This window comes from Bacteroides zhangwenhongii (assembly GCF_009193325.2).
Taxonomy (GTDB): Bacteria; Bacteroidota; Bacteroidia; order Bacteroidales; family Bacteroidaceae; genus Bacteroides; species Bacteroides zhangwenhongii.
Genome location: NZ_CP059856.1, coordinates 2,543,598 through 2,561,253 on the forward strand (window position 1 = coordinate 2,543,598; position 17,656 = coordinate 2,561,253).

Annotated in this window: 9 protein-coding genes and 1 pseudogene; 8 read left to right on the forward strand and 2 right to left on the reverse strand. The window is 44.4% G+C overall.

What is annotated here, in order from left to right:
• Nucleotides 1–15 precede the first annotated feature (15 nt).
• The 3 genes from GD630_RS10400 to GD630_RS10410 are packed head-to-tail and all read left to right on the forward strand — an operon-like array spanning nucleotide 16 to nucleotide 5,603.
• The gene (locus GD630_RS10400) at nucleotides 16–1,761 is read left to right on the forward strand and encodes a fimbrillin family protein (RefSeq protein WP_143865371.1); all 1,746 of its coding nucleotides are present in this window, start codon (nucleotides 16–18) and stop codon (nucleotides 1,759–1,761) included.
• 15 nt (nucleotides 1,762–1,776) lie between these two features.
• Entirely contained in the window at nucleotides 1,777–3,297 is a 1,521-nt protein-coding gene (locus tag GD630_RS10405; RefSeq protein ID WP_143865373.1) for a hypothetical protein, read from the forward strand.
• A gap of 56 nt (nucleotides 3,298–3,353) precedes the next feature.
• Nucleotides 3,354–5,603, forward strand: coding sequence for a glycoside hydrolase family 3 N-terminal domain-containing protein (locus GD630_RS10410; protein ID WP_143865375.1), 2,250 nt, complete (start codon nucleotides 3,354–3,356; stop codon nucleotides 5,601–5,603).
• 90 nt (nucleotides 5,604–5,693) lie between these two features.
• On the opposite strand, the gene rpsA is transcribed toward GD630_RS10410, so the two are convergent.
• Nucleotides 5,694–7,496: a 30S ribosomal protein S1 gene (rpsA, locus tag GD630_RS10415; protein ID WP_004301842.1), complete on the reverse strand. Its 1,803-nt coding sequence runs from the start codon at nucleotides 7,494–7,496 to the stop codon at nucleotides 5,694–5,696.
• Nucleotides 7,497–7,592: 96 nt separating this feature from the next.
• Here rpsA and GD630_RS10420 point away from each other — a divergent pair, with 96 nt between their 5' ends.
• Nucleotides 7,593–13,550, forward strand: a complete 5,958-nt coding sequence (locus GD630_RS10420) for a DUF3320 domain-containing protein (protein WP_143865376.1) — start codon at nucleotides 7,593–7,595, stop codon at nucleotides 13,548–13,550.
• Nucleotide 13,551: 1 nt separating this feature from the next.
• On the opposite strand, the gene GD630_RS10425 is transcribed toward GD630_RS10420, so the two are convergent.
• Nucleotides 13,552–14,682, reverse strand: a complete 1,131-nt coding sequence (locus GD630_RS10425) for a retron St85 family RNA-directed DNA polymerase (protein WP_143865378.1) — start codon at nucleotides 14,680–14,682, stop codon at nucleotides 13,552–13,554.
• A gap of 339 nt (nucleotides 14,683–15,021) precedes the next feature.
• Here GD630_RS10425 and GD630_RS10430 point away from each other — a divergent pair, with 339 nt between their 5' ends.
• The 4 genes and pseudogenes from GD630_RS10430 to GD630_RS21320 form a co-directional block, all read left to right on the forward strand.
• On the forward strand, nucleotides 15,022–15,189 hold the full coding sequence (locus GD630_RS10430; protein ID WP_182505750.1) for a hypothetical protein: 168 nt from the start codon (nucleotides 15,022–15,024) through the stop codon (nucleotides 15,187–15,189).
• 26 nt (nucleotides 15,190–15,215) lie between these two features.
• A complete protein-coding gene (locus tag GD630_RS10435; RefSeq protein WP_143865380.1) occupies nucleotides 15,216–16,448 on the forward strand; it encodes a site-specific integrase in 1,233 nt (410 codons plus the stop codon).
• 23 nt (nucleotides 16,449–16,471) lie between these two features.
• A complete protein-coding gene (locus GD630_RS10440; RefSeq protein ID WP_143865382.1) occupies nucleotides 16,472–16,840 on the forward strand; it encodes a hypothetical protein in 369 nt (122 codons plus the stop codon).
• A 404-nt stretch (nucleotides 16,841–17,244) separates the two neighbouring features.
• Nucleotides 17,245–17,370 (forward strand): annotated as a pseudogene (locus tag GD630_RS21320) (DUF3408 domain-containing protein); the annotation flags it as partial.
• Nucleotides 17,371–17,656: the final 286 nt, after the last annotated feature.

The window sequence follows — 17,656 nt, forward strand, 5'->3', positions numbered from 1 at the left end:
CTAAAGATTAAAATTATGAATTTAATAAAAATACAAAGATACTATTTAGGGCTTATGGCAGTCATAAGTCTTGGAGCGGTTTCATGTACGAACGAAACGGAATTTGCCAATTCGCTGGATAAAGGCGACATTGCTTTCTCAGCTCAAGTAGGAAAAACGATGAGCAGAGCCACAGAAAGCGCATGGGATGGTGACGAACTGATAGGTGTGAAAGCGGGAGAAACAGTAAAAACTTACAAAGTGACAACCAATGGAAAAATGTCGACTGAAGATACACCTTATACATGGGATGGCACAAGCTATGATCTGCTGGCATGGACTCCCCTCACAGCAGAACAGATAAACCTAACAGACCAAACTACCGAAGAAAAACTCTTCGACTGTGACTTATTGGCAAGTAATGCGAAAGTGGAAGCAAAGAATGTACATTTTGTATTCAGACACAAAATGACCCGTATGTGGTGGGAACTACAGAAATTTGAAGGATATAAAGATGAAGAAGTGAGCAACGCAAAAGTTTCGTTTATCGGTTATGGAAGTGTAACGTATACTAATGGAGAAATCACAACGGTAGGCGACGCTGACCAATTGATTTCTACTCATAACACAAAAGGAGAATATTATAGAAACGGTGAAGCTATGATGGTTCCTTGTGAAATGTGGGAGAAACCATTGATAAAAGTAGAAATAGGAGAAGATACCTATATCTATACTCCAAGTAAGTCCAACCCCAATGACGTCAATAAGAAAACCGGAGATTTGCTTCCCAATACATGGCAAAGATATTACTTGTCTGTCAGTAAAAAAGGACTGACTGTAGAAATGGAATCCGGAGAAATTAATTGGGATAATGAAAAGATCGATGACAATCAGATTACGGATGCTAAATTTAAGGCTATTATATCTGATGAAGTATCAAATTTGACCAATTGCCAGCTTGCAGGTTTGGAAAATAGCTTCATTGACAACGCGACCAACGGCTTTTCCATAACTTATAAAGAAACAAATGCAAGCGGAGGCATCGATTACGAAGGTCTATGTGACAGAGTACGTACAGTTAATACTCCAAACGGGACTGTCACTTTCACATTCTGCAATATCCGTTCTGATATCAAATTAACATATACTAAAGAATATATGGAAGTAGGCTATTATTTCTATAGTAACGGTACTTACGGGACAGATTACAAAGACGGTTCCACCTTAGGTATTATCTATAAGATAGGAAAACATGAGACGGATAACGTAACAAATTACGAAGGTACGGATATAGAAACCATTCATGGATATGTAGTAGCGCTAACTGATGAAACCAGCGATGAAAAGAGTAGTTTCAAATGGAAAGAAGGTAATGCAAACTTGTATGGGGCAGATTTTCCGGAACACGGCATAAGAGACGGAAAAACCACACAATATCTAGGATACCTTAACACTAAATATCTTATAGCAAAAGCAGCTGTAGCAGAGGATACAACAGTGCCGGCAGCCTCAACTTCTACCAGCAAAAACAGTAATTCACTTATACCCGGCACATCTGGTTGGTATTTACCCTCTCATACCCAATTAAGAGATCTAGCAACTCTTGCGGGTAAAACATTCACTAATTACAGCGCATTGAATGGCACATATTGGGACAGTACATTCGACAGTGACCCTAATGCTTATATAGTAGTTTTCAATGAAAATGGCGCAATAAGCAGTACTGATTTCTACAGGGCTGTAGATTCAGAACAAAAGGTTCGTCTTATTCTTACTTTCTAATTAATCATACAAATTATGAAACAAATATATTCACATATCAAACTGGCAGTCGTATCGCTATTAATATTTTCGGCTTGCACCCAAGACGAGATGTTACCTCAGATCGGAGAAAACGAAACCGCCGTTTCTGATGTTCTGACTATTCAAAACGTACATGTAGCAAACTTCAATACCGAAAGTAATAACACTACCCGTGTAATTAACGACGGTGTCACAGTTTTTTTCGAAGTAGGAAACAGCTTGGAAGATGTCAACGGTGATGAAATCGGTATTTTACTGATAGGCGAAGATGGAATCGGATTCGCCAATGAACCCTTTAAGTATATAAACGAAAACGGTGCAAACAAATGGGTTAGTAAAAACAGTGTGAGTTATACCAGCAAAATTAAAAAAGTCATCGCCTACTTTCCATACGCCCAAATAGTGAAAGATGGAAAAGAGTTTGTTCCTTCATCCGTTAATGAACTAAAAGAACTAAAGAAAGAGGAAGAAACAACGGAATTTAAAGACAAAGATTTGCTGATAGCAGAAATCAATGATATTCAATCCCATCAATTGACAATCAACTTTAAGCACGCCTTTTCATTGATAGCGTTCTCTGCGGAAGCGACCATTAAACTAGATGGCACGGAAGAGATTTCCTATTTATTAGATCTTTCCGATGTATCTTTCTCCATTGGCGACGAACTGTACACGCCCGAATCTATGAGCGGCAAGTACATCTGTCTTGTTGACGAAGAACAATTAGTAAAAAATGATTTTCGCTACTTCTACACGATTGATAATACAACTTATTCAAAGACGCTGAAAGATCCTATAACACTGGCAGCCAACCAATGTTACACTTTCCCTTGCCCAACATCCTCCGAAGGGACGGCAGATATTGCAGTAGGCGACTTCTACTGTACCACAGAAAGTAATAAAACAATCATTCTTCCAAGAAATGCAGCCGGTATTCCTACCGGGCTTACTTGCAAAGGAATCGTATTCCACATAATAGATGATTTTGAAACTTTTAAATCTACAAATGATTTAAACGGCTCCAATTTAAATGGATATCAAGAAAAACATGGCTTGGTAGTCTCTACAAAAAAAGGAAATAATTTTGGCACTGTGGCAGCAGCTGCTATAGAGCAAGCCTTTATTGATGGAAATGTAGAGAAATACACTGATACGGAAACATCAAACGGTTATAAATTGACACAAATTTTAGTAGGAACTGAAAATCTGGGATTTATCGCTTTGAATAATCATACTGAAAAATTAAACAATAGTACCGCTTGGTATGCTCCTTCGTTCAATGAACTTAAATACCTGATACAAGGTAAAAATACTCAAACAGGTTCCACATCGGGGCAAGAATACATCAACAAGCAATTGAAGAAAATAAATGCGGATGAACTGGCAGGCACAATTCCTTCTGTCACTTTTTACAATGGTACGGGAGACCATGGATTACGCCTTATGACGGGTGGTTCTGAAAATGGATGGCACGGTATACCTGGCGAAGCTTTTTATCCGATCTGTGCATTTTGATGCATTCACTCTCAAAACAAGAACCAACAAATATTATCAATAATAAAAGACGATTTATGAAGATAAACAAGTTATTATTTACCACAACACTGACAGCATTGGCATTAACAGCCTGCTCTCCGAAAGGAGCCAACTCAGATTCTGAGATAGAGAACAAAGTAGAAGCCTTACTGGATAAGATGACTTTAGAGGAAAAGCTAGGGCAGATGAATCAGTTGAGTCCGTGGGATCCTAACGAACTGGCAAACAAAGTTCGTAATGGAGAAATAGGTTCCATATTGAATTATATGAATCCCGAAGAAGTGAATAAAATACAGAAAATCGCAATGGAAGAGTCACGGTTAGGTATCCCCCTACTAGTGTCCCGCGATGTAATTCACGGTTACAAGACCATCTTCCCTATTCCATTGGGACAGGCAGCCACATTCAATCCTCAGATAGTAGAAAACGGAGCACGTGTAGCTGCCATAGAAGCTTCAGCTGATGGTATCCGTTGGACTTTTGCCCCCATGATAGATATATCACGTGACCCTCGTTGGGGACGCATAGCCGAAAGTTGCGGTGAAGATCCCTACTTGACTTCCGTAATGGGAGTAGCTATGATTAAAGGGTTTCAAGGAGATTCGCTGAACAGTCCGACTTCAATGGCGGCGTGTGCCAAGCACTTTGTAGCTTATGGTGCATCCGAAGGCGGTAAGGACTATAATTCTACATTTATTCCCGAAAGAGTACTGCGTAATGTATATCTACCTCCGTTCAAAGCTGCGGTAGACGCTGGTTGTGCCACTTTCATGACTTCGTTCAACGATAACGACGGTGTACCGTCTACGGCAAATAAATTTGTGTTGAAAGATATATTGCGCGATGAATGGAAATATGACGGTATGGTAGTAACCGATTGGGCTTCGGCTGCCGAAATGATCAATCACGGTTTCTGTGCAGATGGCAAGGAAGCTGCCGAGAAATCGGTAAATGCAGGCGTTGACATGGATATGGTGAGTGAAACGTTCATCAAAAACCTCAAGCAGTCTTTAGCAGAGAATAAGGTTTCCATAGAATCAATAGACGACGCCGTACGGAATATTCTCCGTCTGAAATACCGAATGGGCTTGTTTGAAAATCCGTATATTGTTACACCACAGAATGTGAAATATGCGGAAGAGCACTTGAAAATAGCAAAAGAAGCGGTAGAGCAATCCGTTATTCTCCTGAAGAATGACACACAAACATTACCGCTTACAAACAAAATCCGTACTGTAGCGGTAGTAGGTCCGATGGCTGACGCACCCTATGAACAGATGGGAACATGGGTGTTCGACGGTGAAAAAGACCATACTCAAACACCTCTCAAAGCTATCAGAGAAATGTATGGCGATCAGGTTAACGTAATTTTCGAACCTGCACTCGGTTATAGCCGTGACAAAAACCTAAACGGTATCGCCAAAGCCGTAAACGCGGCACGCCGCGCAGATGTAGTCCTTGCTTTTGTCGGTGAAGAAGCAATACTTTCGGGTGAGGCCCATTCTTTGGCAAACCTAAATCTTCAGGGAGCACAGAGCCAACTGATACAAGCACTGTCCACTACCGGCAAACCATTAGTAACCATAGTGATGGCAGGACGCCAACTTACAATCGCTGATGAAGTTGAAGCTTCGGATGCAGTTCTTTATGCGTTCCATCCGGGCACTATGGGAGGGCCTGCCATTGCCGACATCCTTTTCGGAAAGGTTAATCCAAGCGCAAAGACTCCGGTTACATTCCCCCGTATGACAGGTCAGGTACCTATATATTATGCTCACAACAGCACAGGTCGACCGGCCAACCCGAAAGAAATGCTCATTGATGAAATCCCTGTCGAAGCGGGGCAAACATCTGTTGGCTGCCGTTCCTTCTATCTCGATGCCGGGGCTTCTCCCTTGTATCCGTTCGGCTACGGATTGTCTTACACGACCTTTGAATATAGCAATCTGAAGTTAACTTCCGACAAACTTGCTATTAACGGCGAGATATCAGTCACGGTAGATCTAAAGAATACAGGAAAGTATGACGGCACGGAAGTTGTACAACTTTACATTCAGGACAAGGTAGGCTCTGTAACCCGTCCGGTAAAGGAACTGAAGGCTTTTCAACGTGTAGAACTCAAAGCCGGAGAATCAAAGAATGTTTCATTCTCTCTGCCTGTTTCAGAACTGGCTTTCTGGGGCTATAATATGACTTACAACGTAGAACCGGGAGATTTCAAATTATGGGTAGGAACAAACAGCGCTGAAGGTTTATCTGCCGACTTTACCGTATCGGCTTTATAAACAATCCTCAAAGAACATAAAAACATAGATAATAAAAAAGGTGTATCGCTTTCGCAATACACCTTTCTGTTTATTTAGAAATACTTTTTATTATTTCTTTCCTTCCAACTGTTCTTTCAATGCAGCAAGAGCGTCGATATCGCCCAGCGTAGTTGAAGCAGCCTGGTTCTGGATCATCGGAGAATCTTCTCTCTTGTTGCTAGAAGATGACTTCTTAGCACCAGAAGCAGCTTTCTTTTCTGCTCTTTCTTCAGCCTTAGCTACATCTTCGAAGATACGGCTGTGAGACAGGATGATTCTCTTAGCGTCTTTGTTGAACTCGATCACTTTGAATTCAAGTTTCTCATCCAACTGTGCTTGTGAACCGTCTTCTTTTACAAGGTGTTTCGGAGTTGCGAAACCTTCTACACCGTAAGGAAGAGCTACAACAGCACCCTTATCCAACATTTCGATGATTGTACCTTCGTGTACAGAACCTACAGTGAACACAGTTTCGAATACATCCCAAGGATTTTCTTCGAGTTGTTTGTGGCCAAGGCTCAAACGACGGTTTTCTTTGTCGATTTCCAATACCTGAACTTCGATGTCAGCACCAATCTGAGTAAATTCTGATGGGTGTTTTACTTTCTTAGTCCAAGAAAGGTCAGAGATGTGGATCAAGCCGTCAACACCTTCTTCGATTTCTACGAATACACCGAAGTTAGTGAAGTTACGAACTTTTGCAGTATGCTTAGAACCTACAGGATACTTTTCTTCGATAGTTTCCCATGGATCTTGTTTCAGTTGTTTGATACCCAAAGACATCTTACGTTCTTCGCGGTCAAGTGTCAGCACAACAGCTTCTACTTCGTCGCCTACCTTCATGAAATCCTGTGCAGAACGCAGGTGTTGGCTCCAAGACATTTCTGAAACGTGGATCAAACCTTCTACGCCCGGAGCGATTTCGATGAATGCACCGTAGTCAGCCATAACAACCACTTTACCTTTCACCTTGTCACCTACCTTCAAGTCAGTGTCAAGAGCATCCCATGGGTGCGGAGTCAGTTGTTTCAAGCCAAGAGCGATACGTTTCTTTTCGTCATCGAAGTCAAGGATAACAACGTTGAGCTTCTGATCCAGTTCAACCACTTCTTTCGGATCGCTAACACGTCCCCAAGAAAGGTCAGTGATGTGGATCAAACCGTCTACGCCACCGAGGTCGATGAATACACCGTAAGATGTGATATTTTTAACAGTTCCTTCAAGAACCTGTCCTTTTTCAAGTTTACCGATAATTTCTTTCTTCTGTTGTTCCAGTTCAGCTTCGATAAGAGCCTTGTGAGATACAACAACGTTTTTGAATTCCTGGTTGATTTTAACCACTTTGAATTCCATTGTTTTGCCAACGAATACATCATAGTCGCGGATCGGTTTAACGTCGATCTGAGAACCCGGCAAGAATGCTTCGATTCCGAATACGTCTACGATCATACCACCCTTAGTGCGGCACTTGATGTAACCCTTGATAATTTCTTCATTTTCCAGAGCAGCGTTAACGCGATCCCAAGAACGAGTAGCGCGGGCTTTTCTGTGTGACAGAACGAGCTGTCCTTTTTTGTCTTCCTGATTTTCGATGTATACTTCTACTGTATCACCGATCTTCAGATCCGGATTGTAACGGAACTCATTCAATGGGATGATACCGTCTGATTTGTAACCGATGTTCACAACTACTTCACGCTTGTTCATTGCGATTACGGTTCCGTCAACAACCTCACGGTCGTTCACTTTGTTAAGCGTACCGTCGTAAGCTTTTTCCAGTTCATCGTGGCTAACGTTGGTTACTGTTTCGCCATTTTCATAAGCATCCCAGTTGAAATCTTCAATAGGAGCTACGTTCTTTAAGTTTTCCATTAATAAATAAATTGTTTAATACTTTAATTAAATAAGACATTATATTATCTATAAATCGGGCGCAAAGGTAGGAATATTTTCTTGATTGACAAAAGAATGGCAGAAGAAAAGAGAATTATATCCGTATTTTTTGTAATATTGCAATCTTTAATTTATACAGTTTTTGCCATGGACGAGAGATTGGACAAAGTCAAGGTGCAATGCGACTATTTACCGCTTATTAATTTTGCGATACAACAAAACGGTGCATCAATCATTCATCAGCTTTCTATTGAGAATACAACGCCTGCCCCGCTGAAGGACATTCAGGTACAAATCACGACAGAACCGACTTTCGGAAACGCTGCTCCGATAGCTGTGGCACAGATTCCGCCCAATGAATCGATATGCCTGTCGTCATTCAATCTCACTTTGTCCGCCAACTATTTCACACAGCTGACCGAACGTTTATCCGGCAATCTGAAAATTGAAATTACCTCCGAAGCAGAATCCGTATTCTGCCAAACCTACCCTATCGACATTCTGGCATACGACCAATGGGGAGGGCTCAATGTATTGCCCGAAATGCTGGCCGCTTTCATCACCCCCAATCATACAGCCATTGTGCCGATCATCAAGAGAGCCGCTTCCATCTTGGGACAATGGACTGACAATCCGTCCCTCGACGAATATCAAAGCCGCACTCCGGACCGGGTAAGGAAACAGATGGCCGCCATCTACACGGCTATCACGGAACAACAGATTATATACAGCACCATCCCCGCCAGCTTCGAGGAATATGGGCAACGTGTACGGCTAGCCGACTCCGTGATGGCACAAAAATTGGGAACCTGTCTGGATATGGCTTTACTCTATGCTTCCTGTCTGGAAGCAATCGGGCTGAATGCTCTCATTATCATCACTCAAGGGCATGCTTTTGCTGGAGCCTGGCTAGTGCCGGAGACTTTCCCGGATCCTACCATTGACGATGTTTCCCTGTTAACCAAACGGACAGCCGAAGGAATATACGACATTACTTTAGTTGAAACGACCTGCATGAACATGGGACATTCGTCCGATTTCGACGATGCAGTGAAGAAAGCGAACGGAAAGCTGACGGATGGAAACAGTTTCATTCTTGCCATAGATGTGAAAAGAGCGAGACATTCGGGCATCCGCCCCATCCCCCAACGCATTCTGCACGGGCAGGTATGGGAAGTAGAAGAAAAGGAGACCGACATTCAAAGAAGTGCCGTTCATGCCACTCCGCAAAGTATCAATCCGTATGATTTATCGGGCAATGAAACCCAGGCCGTGATTACCAAACAACTGTTATGGGAAAGACGGTTGCTGGATTTAAGCCTGCGCAACAATCTGCTGAATATCCGGATTACCAAAAACACGCTCCAACTCATCCCGGCTAATCTATCCTGTCTGGAAGATGCATTGGCCGACGGAGAAGAATTCCGCATCCTTCACCGCCCTGCCGATTGGGAAAGTCCGGCGATGGACTTCGGGATTTATTCCTCCATACCGGAGTCTGATCCCATGGTTGGTTTCATCAACTCGGAACTTTCACAGAAAAGGTTACGTTTCTATCTGCCCGAAAACGATTTAAGTAAGGCACTGACTCACTTATACCGTTCTTCACGTACTTCTATCGAAGAGAATGGAGCCAACACGCTCTATCTGGCTCTCGGACTTTTGAAATGGTACGAGACACCTTCCAGCGAACGCCCCCGATATGCCCCCATCCTGCTATTACCGGTTGAAATTATCCGTAAATCGGCAGCCAAAGGTTACGTAATCCGTTCCCGGGAAGAAGAAACAATGATGAACATCACCTTATTGGAAATGCTTCGCCAAAACTTCGGAATCACCATATCAGGATTGGACCCGTTGCCTACCGACGAAAGCGGCGTAAACGTCAAGCTGATTTATTCCATTATCCGCAACAGCATTAAGAACCAGCGTAAATGGGACGTGGAAGAGCAAGCGATTCTGGGTATCTTCTCTTTCAACAAGTTCATCATGTGGAATGACATTCACAACAATGCCAACAAACTGATTCAGAACAAGATTGTGTCCAGCCTCATCAACGGAAAGATAGAATGGGAAGCCGCCACAGAGGAAATAGATGCAGCGGATATGGACAAACAAGTGTCGCCCGCAGATATTGTATTACCCATCATCGCCGATTCTTCGCAACTGGAAGCCATCTACGAAGCCGTACACGACAAGACTTTCATCCTGCACGGCCCTCCGGGAACAGGAAAATCGCAAACGATTACCAATATCATCGCTAACGCGCTTTACAAAGGAAAACGTGTCTTATTTGTAGCGGAAAAGATGGCTGCCCTCTCCGTTGTGCAAAACAGGCTGGCAGCTATCGGCCTGGCTCCGTTCTGTCTGGAAATTCATTCCAACAAAACAAAGAAATCCGCCGTTATCTCGCAACTGAAAGAAACTACGGAAATTATCAAGCAGACACCTCCCGAAGAATTCAGAAAGGAAGCGGAACGCCTGCTGAATTTACGGGCGGAATTGAATCAATATATCGAAGCCCTGCATAAAGAATACCCGTTCGGAGTTTCATTATACGACGCCATTATTCATTATCAATCCGTGGACGTCGAATCTTGTTTTGATATTCCACAAGCTTATCTGGATACATTAGATAAAGACACATTTGCCCAATGGGAAGATGCCATCGAGCTGTTAGTCCGGACAGCCAATGCGTGCGGACATCCTTACCAGCATCCATTAACCGGTATCTCGATTACCGAATATTCATCAGCCGTTAAGGAGGAATCCTCCCAACTGCTCACCGGATTTATCGACCTGTTAACTACCATCCGGCAGAAGCTGGATGTATTCTCCATACTTCTAAAAGATACGGATATACACCCTACACGCAAGGATTTCCAGACAATCTCCCACATCATCCGGAGAATACTCGACATTCCGGAACTGACTCCCGGATTGCTGACTTTGCCGTTGCTCAACGAAACACTGAATGAATACCGGGAAGTAGTGGTTCACGGACGGAAACGGGATGAACAAAGGAAAGAGATAGAAACCGGATTCACCCAAGAAATCCTGTCCATCAACGCAAAGCAGATGTTAGCCGAATGGAACCGGGTATCCGGTCAATGGTTCCTTCCCAGATATTTCGGACAGCGGAAAATCAGAAAGGCAATCAACATATATGCTTTAAAAACGATTGAAACAGAAGATATCAAACCTCTGCTCCACCGCATTATCCGGTATCAGGAAGAAGCAGAAGCCGTCCGGAAATACATCGGGCAACTTCCCTCCCTATTCGGACGCCCCGGCAAGAACGAGGATTGGAACACCATTGAGCAGATAATCGACGACATGGCTTCCCTTCATTCTCATTTGTTGAACTACGCAAAAGACATTGCCAAAGTTTCGCAAATCAAGCAGAATTTGTCCGCACAACTCACTGAAGGAATTCAAACATTCAGAGATATTCATGCTCATTCTTTCAATGAACTGTATCAACTCGCAGATACACTCACAGCCACCGAAAAGAAATTGTCCGGCATGCTGGGTATCTCGATCGAAGAACTTTATACCGATTCAGCCGACTGGATAACAATTGCCTTATCAAAAGCCCGAACCTGGAAAGAGAACCTCGACAAGCTCAAGGACTGGTATCAGTGGCTACAAGCCTACCAAACCCTGCATAGTCTGGGAATAGGATTTATCGCGACGGAATATAAAGAAAAGAATATTCCTACCGGCCAACTTACAGACAGCTTCCGCAAGAGTTTCTATCAGGCGGCTATCCGGTATATCATTACCAAAGAGCCGACTCTGGAATTATTCAACGGTAAGATATTCAATGACATCATTGCTAAATACAAACAAATATCCGCCAAATTCGAAGAAACGACGCAAAGAGAATTATTTGCCCGGTTGGCCTCCAACATTCCGTCTTTCACTCATGAAGCCATCCAAAGTTCCGAAGTGGGTATCCTTCAAAAGAATATCCGCAACAATGCCCGCGGCATATCTATTCGCAAGCTGTTCGACCAGATTCCCACTTTATTGTCGCGCATGTGCCCGTGTATGCTGATGAGTCCTCTTTCCGTCGCTCAATTCATCGATACGGACGCTGATAAATTTGATTTGATTGTCTTTGATGAAGCCTCACAGATGCCTACTTATGAAGCGGTGGGCGCCATTGCACGGGGTAAAAACGTCATTATCGTAGGCGACCCGAAACAAATGCCTCCTACCAGTTTCTTCTCGGTCAACACCATTGATGAAGACAACATTGAAATGGAAGATTTGGAGAGTATCCTTGACGACTGTCTCGCCCTGTCTATCCCTTCCAAATATTTATTATGGCACTACCGAAGCAAACATGAGAGCCTCATCGCTTTCAGCAACTCCGAATATTACGATAACAAACTGATGACTTTCCCCTCACCGGACAACATTGAATCGAAAGTCAGGATAGTCAACATCAACGGTTACTATGATAAAGGCAAGTCGCGCCAGAACCGGGCGGAAGCTCAAGCAGTGGTGGACGAAATAGCCAGAAGATTGAGAAGCGAAGAATTAAGAAAGAAAAGTATCGGTGTAGTCACTTTCAGCATTGTCCAACAAGCCTTGATAGAAGACTTATTATCCGACCTTTTTATCTTTTACCCCGAACTGGAAACTCTTGCGCTGGAATGCGACGAACCGTTATTTATCAAGAACCTGGAGAATGTGCAGGGAGACGAACGCGATGTTATTCTCTTCTCTGTGGGCTATGGCCCGGATACAGAAGGGCGCGTCAGCATGAATTTCGGACCACTGAACCGGGCAGGCGGCGAAAGAAGATTGAATGTAGCCGTTTCCCGTGCCCGGTATGAGATGATTATCTATTCCACCCTAAGGTCGGATATGATCGACCTGAACCGGACTTCTTCTATTGGAGTAGCCGGACTAAAACGTTTCCTCGAATATGCGGAGAAGGGAACCCGGAGCACCATCAGCAGTGTGCCAAGACAACTGTCGGAAGCAACAGCCTCCATCGAAACGCTCATTGCCGACAGACTGCGCTCATTGGGTTACACCGTGCATACAGACATCGGTTGCTCCGGATACAAAATAGACATAGGTATCGTCGACACCGAAAATACCTCTAACTATCAGTTAGGTATTATCTGCGACGGCAAAAACTACAAACGTACCAAGACCGCACGTGACCGGGAAATTGTGCAGAATAATGTATTGAAAGCACTCGGATGGAACATCTACCGGATATGGACAATGGACTGGTGGGAAAAGCCGGACGAAGTAATGGCAACTATCCAAGAGGCTATCGCCCGGAAAAAGAGTTCAAAGGTCGGTTCAATGACAGCAGCCGAAATTAACTCAACTCCCACAGAAGTGGCAGCACCTGCACCGACGGCACAGATAACCAACAATGAGATTTCATTCGTGCTCAAGGCATCGCCTGTTGCTCCTGAAAAGCAAGCAACTTCCGTTCTTTCTACGCAAAACCGGATAGAACAAAAGTACAAGTTTGCAAAGATTACCCCATACAATTATTCACCGGAAGACTTTTTCTTTACGGACAGTTACTCTATCCTCCTCTCCCAAATACGGAAGATTATGGAAAGTGAGGCGCCAATCAGTAAATCTCTGCTCTGTAAGAAAATCCTGTCCGAATGGGGAATCAGCCGCTTGGGAACACGGGTAGAGGCACAGATAGAAACAGCACTCGACACATTGAATATCTATCGCACAGAATACGAAGGACTTGTCTTCTGCTGGAACGACAAAGAGCAATGCGCTTCCTATTCAATCTATCGCCCGGTTTCCGACCGGGAAGCGACAGACATACCACCTGAAGAGATAGCCAATGCCATCCGGCAACTATTGACCGACTCCATCAGCCTGCCTGCGGCAGATTTGATAAAAGCATGCGCACAACAGTTCGGCTTTGCCCGTATGGGATCGAACATAGACGCTGCCATGCAAAGAGGTATTCGCGAAGCAGTGAAAAGACATTACGCCAAGATAGAAAATGAACGGGTAACGATTGCCAATTAGATTAATACCCTTTCTCCAAACATTTCAAACGGTTAATAGAATCGGATACATACGCATTGTCCGGTTCTATTGACCGCCAATAACAAAGTTCTCCAATCAGCCGTTTCAGATAAACAGGATCACTCGAGCCAATCCGGCGCTGATGTTCCGCCAAGCCTTTCGTCAGGATAAAATAGACATTCTTCCGGATCTCTCTCTTTCTGGCTTTAGGGATTGTCAGTTTCGCACCGGAAGAGACAGATACTCCTGTAATAATCTTCCTGCCATACTCATTGATAAAACGGGTCTTCTTATGATTCGGTTCGAATTTCTCATCACGGATGATTTGCTTGATCCGGGGAATGATTTGTTCTTTGGGGAACACATCTCCCGAAAAAGTCAGGTCGTCGGCATAGCGGGTATAAGTCAGTCCGTATTCCGCTGCCAGTGCAGCCAATTTCTTGTCCATCTCATACCCCACGATATTGCTTAACGCCGGACTTGTAGGTGCTCCCTGCGGCAAGTGCCTGTACAAGCAGCACAACACTCCCAATACTTTAGACACATTTTCCGGATAACCAATCTTCTCAAATGTCTTTTTCACCCTCCGGCTCCGTATCGAAAAGAAAAAATCATGAATATCCATTTTCAAGACATACCGTTTTCCCAGATGGGGACTGGCATTATCAACCACAGAATGATTGCTCCGGAAACCTACTGCCGCCGGATGAATCATTGTCACAGATGATAATATTCGAGAATTAATAGTGGTTTGAATAGATTGTAATTCTTTGTCAGGAGCAGAAATCATCCGATAACCTCCTTTTCTTTTTCTCATCCAGAACTCCCGGTAATGTTCGGAAACATCCCGTAGAATTTCCTTCAACCGTGCCGTTTCCACTCCCAACAAGTTGGCGCACCAAACAACAGCCGCTTCATCAAACTTTTGAACATACTGCGCTCTCGGAACAGTTCCCCCCAAAGCATGCCTAAGCCAGGCTCCGTGTTCCCATTTTACCTTAGTAGTCTTTTCTTCCTTACCACTGCTTGTTGCTTTCCATCTTTTATACCCCTCCTGTTTCCTGCTTGAGGAAATCATCTTATAAACCAGGAAAGCGGTGATAACAATGATCGTTATTAAAATTCCGTCCATTTTGTATATGCATATAAAAAAGAGAGAAGAGAGGATGAGTTATTTACTAAAATAAATTTAGGTATTTATACCTTAGAATTTATTTTCTAGGAAAATACCTGTGCTTATGAGGCGACTACACCTCTTTGATGCTAAATTCTGCCCTCATCCTCTCTGCAGCAAAGATAAGGATAAAAAATGATAGTTAGAGCGGATTGGAGCAAGAAGGTTGTAAACAAGGGGATTAGAGAGTAACAGACTGCACTGTCGCAGCCAAACCGGAGCCATCGAAAAGCCAACTGAGACCTCAGTTACGTTACTATCCCGTTACTCTGTTCCGAAAGGCAAAGACGGTTTTGAGTGGATTTCAAAGCGCTGAAATACAAGCTCTATTCGCCTTGTTCCGCTTGCAAATATAGCCGGATTTCCGAAATTCGGGCAGAGGGAGGCGAAAAAAGTTCTATTTCGGGTGCGATTGCGTTGATATGCTGCGATTTGCGTATCGAAGAACAACTCTACAAGAAATAATTTTGTAACCAAAAAATTGTAGAGTTATGAGATCGACATTCAAAGTTTTGTTTTATCTAAAACGCAATGCCCCGAAAAAGAACGGGCTTATTCCGGTCATGTGCCGTATTACCGTAAACGGCAAAATCGCTCAATTCAGTTGCAAGCTGGACGTGGAGGAGAAATCGTGGAACGTAAAGTCGGGCCGCGTTTCCGGTCGCAGCATCGTGGCGCAGGAGGCTAACCGGATATTGGATAAGATTCGTGTGGGCATCGATCGAGCCTATCAGCAGATCAGCGACCGCGACAACTACGTTACCGCCGAGAAAGTCCGCAATGCCTATTTAGGTTTAGGCATGAATCACGAGACGCTGCTCGCCGTATTTCGCCAGCATAACGAGGATTACGAGAAGCAGGTCGGCAAACTCAAAAGCCTACGCAGCTATTGGAAATACTGCGTCGTTTACAAACACCTCGCGGAGTTTGTCGAAAAGCGGTATAAGGTCAGCGACATTGCGCTCAAAGAACTTACTCCGGCATTTATCACGGACTTCGAGTTGTTCCTCAAAGTGGAAAAGAACCACTGCAACAATACGGTCTGGTCGTATATGATGCCGTTTCGGAAGATTATCTACATGGCCGTTAATAACGGCTTGTTGCAGCGCGATCCGTTCTTCGCGTACAACATCACCAAAGAGGAGACCAAACGGGGCTTTCTGACCAAAGATGAAATCAGACTCCTGATCGACGGGACGTTCAAGAAGCCGAGTTACACACTGATCCGCGACCTGTTTATCTTCTGCACGTTCACGGGATTGAGCTGGACGGATATGGCGAATCTTACCCAAGCGAACCTGCAAACTTCGTTCGACGGACATTTATGGTTGAACACCAACCGTCAGAAAACGGGTGTCGAAACTAATATCCGGCTGTTGGATGTCGCCAAGCATATCATCGAGAAGTATCGCGATATGGCACCCGACGGAAGGCTCCTGCCCGTTCCATGCTACAATAATTGTAAAAACAGCATTAAGGCCATAGCGAAGAGATGCGGCATCGAGAAAAACGTCACGTGGCACATGAGCCGCCATACCTACGCCACGACGGTCTGCCTGTCGAACGACGTACCTATCGAAACGCTCTCGAAGATGTTGGGACACCGCAGCATCCGCACGACGCAAATCTATGCGAAGATTACAGCCGAGAAAGTGAGCCGCGACATGGAGAAACTCGCGCAGCGTATCGAGCAGATGGAGAGCTTTATTTGTCAAGCGATTTAATGAACTTAAAAAAACAGAAGACGATGAAAAGAGAAATAATCACGATAGACGAGTACGGCAGATTGAATATACCGACCGACACGGTAAGCGTATGGATGACGGAAGCGGAAATAGTCGAACTGTTCGGCACGACCGCCGGAGCGGTACATACGGGTATCAAAACTATCTTCAAAGAAAACGTCCTACACGACTACGATGTCTGCAAGTGTATCCGTCTGGACAGCGGCAACAGTGCGGACGTGTATAATATGGAGGTCATCGTAGCTCTCGCGTTCCGACTGAACACCTACCCTGCGTCGGTTTTCAGAAAGTGGCTGGTAAAGAGAGCTACCGCACCCCGACGCACGACACCTCCGATTGTCATTCGGTATAAGGATGGACTTCTGAATTGAACCGGACAAGCAAGGAAACGGGCAAGCTGCGACACCTGCCCGTTGTCGTTTTCAGGGAATTGTCTTGTAGTATAGTCTCATCCTTGTGTGTCGTGTCTGTACTTGTTATGGATATTTTTATTTCGGAAAATCGTAACCAACAGTAGCGATGAGGTTTTTCTATTAGCGTAGTGCGGGTAACCTGTACCCGATACCGTGATAATTTGTTTCGGCTCTTACCGTGCGGAGAAAGCTGCACAAGTCGGTCGGTTTGTACCGTCGGCACGATGTAAAGCCGAAGGTACTGCCCAACAGCCAAATGTCGGTTAGTTGCAACATTGGGCAAGCAGTTACAATGTACGTTTATCGGGCGGATTGTCCGGAAGTTCATCGGTTTGTTCCGTACAACCTTCGTTTGTTACGGTCGACTGGACGAGATCGTCTGCAAGTTAGGAGAAAGGCGGATGAGCGTTTCGGGACTGATCGAAAACCTCGCCCGGCATTATCTGGAAACCTACGGCGACGACATCGAACGGTGGCGGAAATTGTAAGCCGGCTATCCTCTTTTCTGGGATAATAGAGTTTGCCACTCGGTATAGCGAGTATAGCGGACAGCGTGGAAATCTACTTTAATGATCGGAGAGTTTCGGCTCTCCGATTTTGTTAGCGTCGACTAACAGCAAGGTGTGTATCGAGTTACTCGATACCTTTTGAGTTACTCTCAAAAGCCTTGCCCTGACGGGGACAATCGCTCCTCCGAAGTCGGGCGATTAGAATGAAAACACAATATTGATAGGAGAAAACAAAGCGGCGTTGATGGACTTCCTGAACGCGCTG

Coding starts and splice junctions, on each gene's coding strand:
- GD630_RS10400 (WP_143865371.1), top strand. CDS start 16: ATGAATTTAATAAAAATACAAAGATACTATTTAGGGCTTATGGCAGTC.
- GD630_RS10405 (WP_143865373.1), top strand. CDS start 1,777: ATGAAACAAATATATTCACATATCAAACTGGCAGTCGTATCGCTATTA.
- GD630_RS10410 (WP_143865375.1), top strand. CDS start 3,354: ATGAAGATAAACAAGTTATTATTTACCACAACACTGACAGCATTGGCA.
- rpsA (WP_004301842.1), bottom strand. CDS start 7,496: ATGGAAAACTTAAAGAACGTAGCTCCTATTGAAGATTTCAACTGGGAT.
- GD630_RS10420 (WP_143865376.1), top strand. CDS start 7,593: ATGGCAGAAGAAAAGAGAATTATATCCGTATTTTTTGTAATATTGCAA.
- GD630_RS10425 (WP_143865378.1), bottom strand. CDS start 14,682: ATGGACGGAATTTTAATAACGATCATTGTTATCACCGCTTTCCTGGTT.
- GD630_RS10435 (WP_143865380.1), top strand. CDS start 15,216: ATGAGATCGACATTCAAAGTTTTGTTTTATCTAAAACGCAATGCCCCG.
- GD630_RS10440 (WP_143865382.1), top strand. CDS start 16,472: ATGAAAAGAGAAATAATCACGATAGACGAGTACGGCAGATTGAATATA.